Origin of the sequence: Kribbella sp. (assembly GCF_035655035.1) — a bacterium.
In the GTDB taxonomy this organism is placed as follows: domain Bacteria; phylum Actinomycetota; class Actinomycetes; order Propionibacteriales; family Kribbellaceae; genus Kribbella.
The window spans coordinates 1-6,461 of sequence record NZ_DASRVN010000491.1 but is presented as its reverse complement, the minus strand read 5'-3'; the positions used below and the strand labels follow the sequence as shown (position 1 = coordinate 6,461).

General features: G+C 67.7%; 3 protein-coding genes and 1 pseudogene. 2 read left to right on the top strand and 2 right to left on the bottom strand.

What is annotated here, in order from left to right; genetic code table 11:
- Together VFF46_RS26925 and VFF46_RS26920 are read left to right on the top strand one after the other, a co-directional pair.
- A pseudogene (locus VFF46_RS26925) lies at positions 1-514 on the top strand ((p)ppGpp synthetase); the annotation flags it as partial.
- An 89-nt stretch (positions 515-603) separates the two neighbouring features.
- Entirely contained in the window at positions 604-1,317 is a 714-nt protein-coding gene (locus VFF46_RS26920) for a hypothetical protein (protein ID WP_325040013.1), read from the top strand.
- A gap of 33 nt (positions 1,318-1,350) precedes the next feature.
- Here the strand turns inward: VFF46_RS26920 and VFF46_RS26915 are convergent, their stop codons facing one another.
- Both VFF46_RS26915 and VFF46_RS26910 read right to left on the bottom strand, forming a co-directional pair.
- Positions 1,351-2,775, bottom strand: coding sequence for a DHA2 family efflux MFS transporter permease subunit (locus tag VFF46_RS26915; RefSeq protein WP_325040012.1), 1,425 nt, complete (start codon positions 2,773-2,775; stop codon positions 1,351-1,353).
- A gap of 55 nt (positions 2,776-2,830) precedes the next feature.
- A partial coding sequence (locus VFF46_RS26910; protein WP_325040011.1) for a S8 family peptidase occupies positions 2,831-6,461 on the bottom strand: 3,631 nt, incomplete at its 5' end.

Sequence of the window (6,461 nt, the reverse complement as noted above, 5' to 3'; positions counted from 1 at the left end):
GTTCGAGCACGACATCCGGTACAAGCTGGACATCCCGCCGGACCGCAAGCCCGAGTTCGACCGGAGGTTCCTGCTGGCGGCGGCGTTGATGGAGCTGGCCGACAACGAGTTCACCGAGATCGACCGGCTGTACCGCGAGCTGGCCGCGACGGCGTCGGACAAGGCCCCGCTGGACCTCACGACCGCGACGCTGACGACGTACCTGAACCGCCGCTACCCGGACGCGCCGCACGCCAAGACCACGCACTACGCCTGGATCCTCGGCATCCTGCACCGCCTGGGTGTCACGACCGAACAGCAGCTCACCGACCTGCTCAGAGGCATCGACAGCGAAGCCGTCCAGGCAGCCATGACCCACCGCGCCCCGGCCGGCACCGTACGCCGCCTCGACGACGACCTCCTCGCCGCCAAGGCCTCTGCCTACCTGGACCTGTTCCCCGAAGAAGAACGCCGCCAGAAGATCCTCAAAGGCCGTCTGAAGGCCCTCACCCGCGCCGGCATCACCGCACGGTGACCAGAGCTTGTCACCTGGCCCGATAGGGCGATACTGAGCTCAAGGGGATACACGCGTGGCGGTCTCGCCACGTTGGGGGGAGTACAGAGATGGATCCGTCGTCTTCAGACACGAGTGCTTCGGTCAAGGTCATCGCGTTCACATTCCTCGCGCTGGTCATCTCGCTGCCGCTGATCGGTTACATCGTGCTGGTCTGGCTTCCACTCCGCGTGAACGCCGGCGCCACCAGGTTCACTGGGAAGTACTGGGGGTGGCAGCTGATGCACGTCACCGGGAGGGTGCTGGCTTCGCAGCGGCACACCCAGACGACAACGGCCACCGAGTACAGCACCTATCCGGGCGATCTTGGGACTTCGACGACCAGGACGGACGTGTACGACCGGCTTGCGCTGCAACTGGCGGACAGCCGGCAGGCCAACGTCGAAGTCGTCAACTTCAACGTCAGCGCGTGGCCCGGGCAGGTGGTGAGCTTCTGGACCGCTGTGAAGGGCCGCAAGGTCTTCACGTTCGCGGTGCTGAACCACTCCACCAACCAGCAGAACGTGAACGACCAGCAGGTCTTCAGGATCATGCTCTCGCAGCCGCTCCAGATCATCTTCGTGCTGTATCTGATCGGGCTCGTTCTGCCGATCGCGTTCCTGTCCGTGTTCGGCGGAGCCGGGGTGCCGTTCCTGCTCTGGCTGCTGCTGCTGATCCTGTTTGTCATCGGCCAACGCCGGGTGCGACGCAGTTTCAACAAGAAGGGCATCGCCACCCTCTGGCAGCACAGCTACGCCGAGGCCCAACCACTGCTGCAGCACTAGCAGCTGTACTGGAGCTTGGCCACGTCTGTCATGTCACGTGGTCGGAGCTGTACCGGGGTCTTTGACGAGTGCCGTACGGCGAGCCCAGCGGGTGGTGGTGATGATGCCGAGGACGAGGACCAGCACGCCGCAGCCCGCGATGAGGAACCAGCAGAGTTGGGCGGCGCTGACGAAGCCCTTCTCGAAGGGCCCGACCAAGCGGGCCGTCAGGACCGTGCCGGCGACGGCGACACCCAGCGACGCGCCTACCTGGCGGCTGGTCGAAGCGATCGCTGCTGCGACGCCGGCCTGGGCACGGGGCATGCCGGAGACGGCTGCGTTGGTGATAGGTGCGTTGAGCATCCCGAAGCCGAGCCCGAAGACCAGGTAGGCCACAAGCAGGTGCAGTGTGGCGGTGGTTGTGTTCAGTTGGGACAGGATCAGCCCGGAGACGGTCAGCATGGTTCCTGCGACCACCAGCGGTATGCGTGGGCCACGGTGACCCACCAGCCACCCGGAGATCGGTGCGAACACCACGGTCATCGCAGCCATCGGCAACGTCAGCAGACCGGCGTGTAGTGCGGTGAAACCACGCACTGACTGCAAGTACAGCGAGTTGAGGAACAAGAACCCCGACAGCGCCGAGAACCCGCACACCGCGATCAAGGTGGCGCCGGAGAACGGCGCGCTCCGGAAGAACCGTGGATCCAGCAGCGGCTCGTCCCGGCGGCTCTCGTAGTACACGAGCATCACCAGCGCCGCCACGCACACGACGAAGCACCCGATGATCAGCGGCGACCCCCACCCGGCCGACCGGCCTTCGATGATCCCGTACGTCAGCCCGCCGAGCAGCAGTACGACGAGCACCTGCCCGACCGGGTCGATCCGCCGCGGTACGGCGGCCCGCGACTCCGGCACGAAGAACGCGGTCATCAGTACGGCGGCCACCGCCACCGGCACGTTGATCCAGAAGATGAACCGCCACCCGACCGCGTCCACGAGGGTGCCGCCGACCACCGGGCCGACCGCCATGCTCAGCCCGACCACGCCGCCCCAGACCCCGATCGCCTGGGCGCGTTCCCGCGGGTCGGTGAAGGTGTTGGTGATGATCGACATCGCCACCGGGTTCAGCATCGACCCGCCGACCGCCTGCAGCACCCGGAACAGGATCAGCAGGTCGATCGTCGGCGCCACCCCGCAGAGCAGCGACCCGATCCCGAACAGCACCAACCCGGCCTGGAACGTCCGCCGCCGGCCGACCCGGTCCGCGGTCGAGCCGGAGACCATCAGCAGGCTGGCGAGCACCAGCGTGTACGCGTCGATCGTCCACTGCAGTTTCGCCACCGACGCGCCGAACTCGGACCGGATGGCCGGCAGTGCCAGGTTCACGATCGTCGAGTCCAGCCCCACGATGAACAGACTGGAACAACAGATCGCCAGCACCAGCAGCCGCCGCCCGCGGCTGGTCTCGTTGTTCATCGCCCACGAATGTATAACGTTGAACAACCTGACCGCCCACGGGCGGCGGATCGTCTCAGCGAACGCCGAGCAGTGAGTCGATCGTCTGCAGGACGGTGTTCCCGTTCAGGTCGACCGCCTCGACGTGCACCGACACGGTCGCGGTCCCACGCGGTGGCACGAGCAACGCCTGGTACGACGTACGCAGGTTCGCACCTATTACTGCCTGCCACGTCTTGCCACCGTCGTAGCTGGCGGTCACCTTCACCGATTTGAACGCCGGCGTACTACCCGCCGTGGCCGTGCGCTCGTAGTACGGCTTGATCTGCAGCGGGACCACACCGTGCCGTACTGCGTTGTTGGCGTCGGTCGGAGCGGAGTACCTGAGGTACAGCAGCTGCTGCGGCGCACAGGTCGCCTTGACCTCGGGTTCGACGTACCCCTGGACGCAGGTCGTGTTGCCCATGTTCGACGTACTGGAGTGCGCCGAGCCGAAGGTCCACTCGGTGTGCTGCTTCGCGCCGTACTTGTACACCTTGAGCGCCTTCTGCGGACCGGTGCTCAGGTCCGAGTCCAGTACGAGCCGGTAGCGCCCCTGCTCCGGCGGGAGCGTGAAAGACGGGAAACTCCCGATGTACGTCGTCCCCGGGATCTCCTGGCCGTCGCGGTACAGCTTGGCCTGTGCGCCGTTGACGAGCATGGTCGCGTTCACCAGCGGGTCCGGGTTCGCGTACTCCGGTACGACGACCAGCCGGTCGCCGTCGCGGCACGCGAAACAGAAGCCCATGTGGCCCACGTTCGTCACGGCCGGCGGTACGTCCGACGGCCCCATGCTCCGCGGCGCGGCCAGCCACCGCTCGTCCGGGTTCCGGCCCTGGTGCAACGTCGTACGCCGGTCCTCCATCGAGATCAGGTGGGTGTCCATCCCGACGGCGCGAATCCACTGCACCTTCGGCCCGACCGGCCCGTACAGCTCCTCGCGGGTCTGCGGGTACGCGTCGAGGACGTTCGGCCAGGTGAAGAAGGTGTGCGCCTCGTCGGCCGCGTCGAACCGGCTGCCGACGAGCTCCTGACCGCCGCCGTACGGCGAAGGCTGCCACTCCGGCGTGTAGCTGGTCCGGACCCGGGCCATGTCGCGGTCGTGCACCTGGAAGGTCGCCGAGTCCGGGAAGCGCCCGGACGACAGCTGCGACACGTGGTACACGATCGGCGAGTTCGGCGTACCGGTCAGCGACACCGTCACCGGTCCGTGGGCGAGCACAGCCCGCAACTGCGCACCCTCGTCCGCGTCGATCCCGGCCACCGGTATCACCACGGGTGAGCCCCACGGAATCGGCACCGGGTACGGCTCGCAACTGCCGGACTCCTGCAGTACGCCGACCGCACCGGCCGCCTTCAACGCGGCGAGGTCGTCGTCGTGCAGCGAGCACTCCCAGCCGCCGTGGCCCCAGGTGAACGACATCAGCACGAGCTTGCCGCGCACATTGGCGAGCTCGTCCGGCTCCAGCGACCAGCCGACGTCGATCAGCGGCAGCTTTCGGTACCGCCCGTCGAACCGCTCCGCGGGAGGCTGGGCGTACCAGTAGTTGGGGTCGATCGTCAGCCCGCGGCCGTTGGCCGAGTCCACCGCCAGGTGCACGGGCGGCACCGCGCGCGTCGCGCTGAACTTCAGCGAGAACGCCCCGACCGTCACCTTCTTCGTCGGTGCGACGTAGAAGTCACCGTCGCGGTACTTGCTGAACGGGAACGTGTAAGTGAGCGAATCGGTGCCGTCGGCGGTCGTCCGGTAGGCGACGACGCCGCCGCCGATGCTCTGCGTGTGCGTGTCCGTCACGACCCGGTACGGCACGGCGTCCTTGTCGTCGAACGTCAGCGACACCGGCCCCTGCACGGACAGCTCAGGCTCGACGAACATCACGTTCTCGAGCCGCTCACTGGGCAGCTCGCGGTCGTGGGTCACGAAGATCGCCCAGCGCCCGGGCTCCAGGTCGAGGGTGAAGGTGCCGCTCAGCTTGTCCGGCGCGATCTGCGCGTGCTGCTCCAGCACCAGCTTGGCGGTGTGGTCGTCCAGGTTGATCGCGCTGATCACTCCGCCGAAGAACGTCGGCGCACTGAAGTTCACGTGCACCTTCACCTGGTAACCGAGCCGTGCCCGGTTCAGTGCCAGTGCCGTTCGCACCTGTACGCCGCCCGCGGTCGCCACCACCGCACCGGACGAGTACCCGGTCTGCAGCTGACTCGTGTGGACGGTCACGTCGACGCTGGCGGTCGAGTGCGCCGGTACGACGACCTGCGCCGGCACACTGGCCGCGTGCAGTGAAGTGCTGAGGTTCAACGTGACGTCAGTGTTTCCGTCGTTGCGGTAGCTGATCGGCCGTACGACGTCGCCTTGCTCGGAGTCGACGATCCGCCCGAAGTCGACGCCACCGGTCACACCGAACACCTGCTGTGACACCGCGCGGGCCACGTCCACCCGCCCGGCGCCTTGCTCGAACACCGTGCGCCCGTCGTCCTTGCTCGTACTCATCAGCGCGGCCTTGAGCTGGGCGGCCTGCCAGTCCGGGTGCTCCTGCGCGAGGATCGCGGCGGCTCCGGCGACGTGCGGTGTCGCCATCGACGTACCGGAGAGCGAGGTGTAGTTCGCGTCGACCGGACTACCGAGGCTGGTGCCGGCAGCGCGCGCCGCGACGATGGCCGAACCCGGTCCGGCGATGTCGGGCTTGCTGGCCCGGTCCGGGTACGGCAGGGGTCCGCGGCTGGAGTAGTACGCGAGCTGGTCGCTCTTGTCGACGGCGGCGACCGTCAGCGCCGACGCCGCGACGCCGGGCGTGCTGACGCTCGAGGTCGTGCCGTTGTTGCCGGCCGCGACCACGAACAGCGCGCCGGTGGTGGCGGTGATCCGGTCGACCGCGAGCGCACCGATGTCGTCCGCCTCGTCGACGGTCGGCTCACCGCCGAGGCTCATGTTGATCACCTTGGCGCCCTGCGCCGCGGCCCACTCCATCCCGGCGATGATGTCGGAGTCCTGCCCGATGCCCTTGTTGCTGAGCACCTTCCCGATCACCAGCTGGACGCCGGGGGCGACACCCTTGTACTTCCCGCCGGAGGCCGCGCCGGAGCCGGTGATGATCGAGGCCACGTGGGTGCCGTGGCCATAGCCGTCGGACGTGTCCGGGTCGGCGGTGAAGTTCTTCGACTCGACGGCCTTGCCCTGCAGGTCCGGGTGGTGCGCGTCCAGGCCGGTGTCCAGGATCGCGACCTTGACGCCCTGCCCGTCGTACCCGGCGGCCCAGGCCTGCGGCGCGCCGATCATCGGTACGCTCTGGTCCAGTGTGGCGTGCAGCTTCCGGTCGAGCCAGACGTGCGCGATGCTCCGGCTGAACGCCCGCCGCCCGGTCTGGGCGATCGACGCCCAGAACGTACCCGCTTGGCTCTTCGGTACGTCGGCAGCGGTCGCGTGCACGCTGTTGAGCTGCATGGTTGGCTTCAGGCCCGGTACTGCCTCCGCCTGGGCTCGTAGCTTCGCGGTCGGTACCGCGGTGGACAACTGGGTGATGACAGGCAGCTGGGAGGTCGCGTCGTCGGCGTAGCCGTTCGCGACCAGGTAGTTGATGTCGAACAGACCCCGGTCGAGCACACCGGCCGAGAGGTACGGCAGGGCATCGTCCGGGACAACCAGGCGCTGCTGGCTGGTCTCCACCATCTGC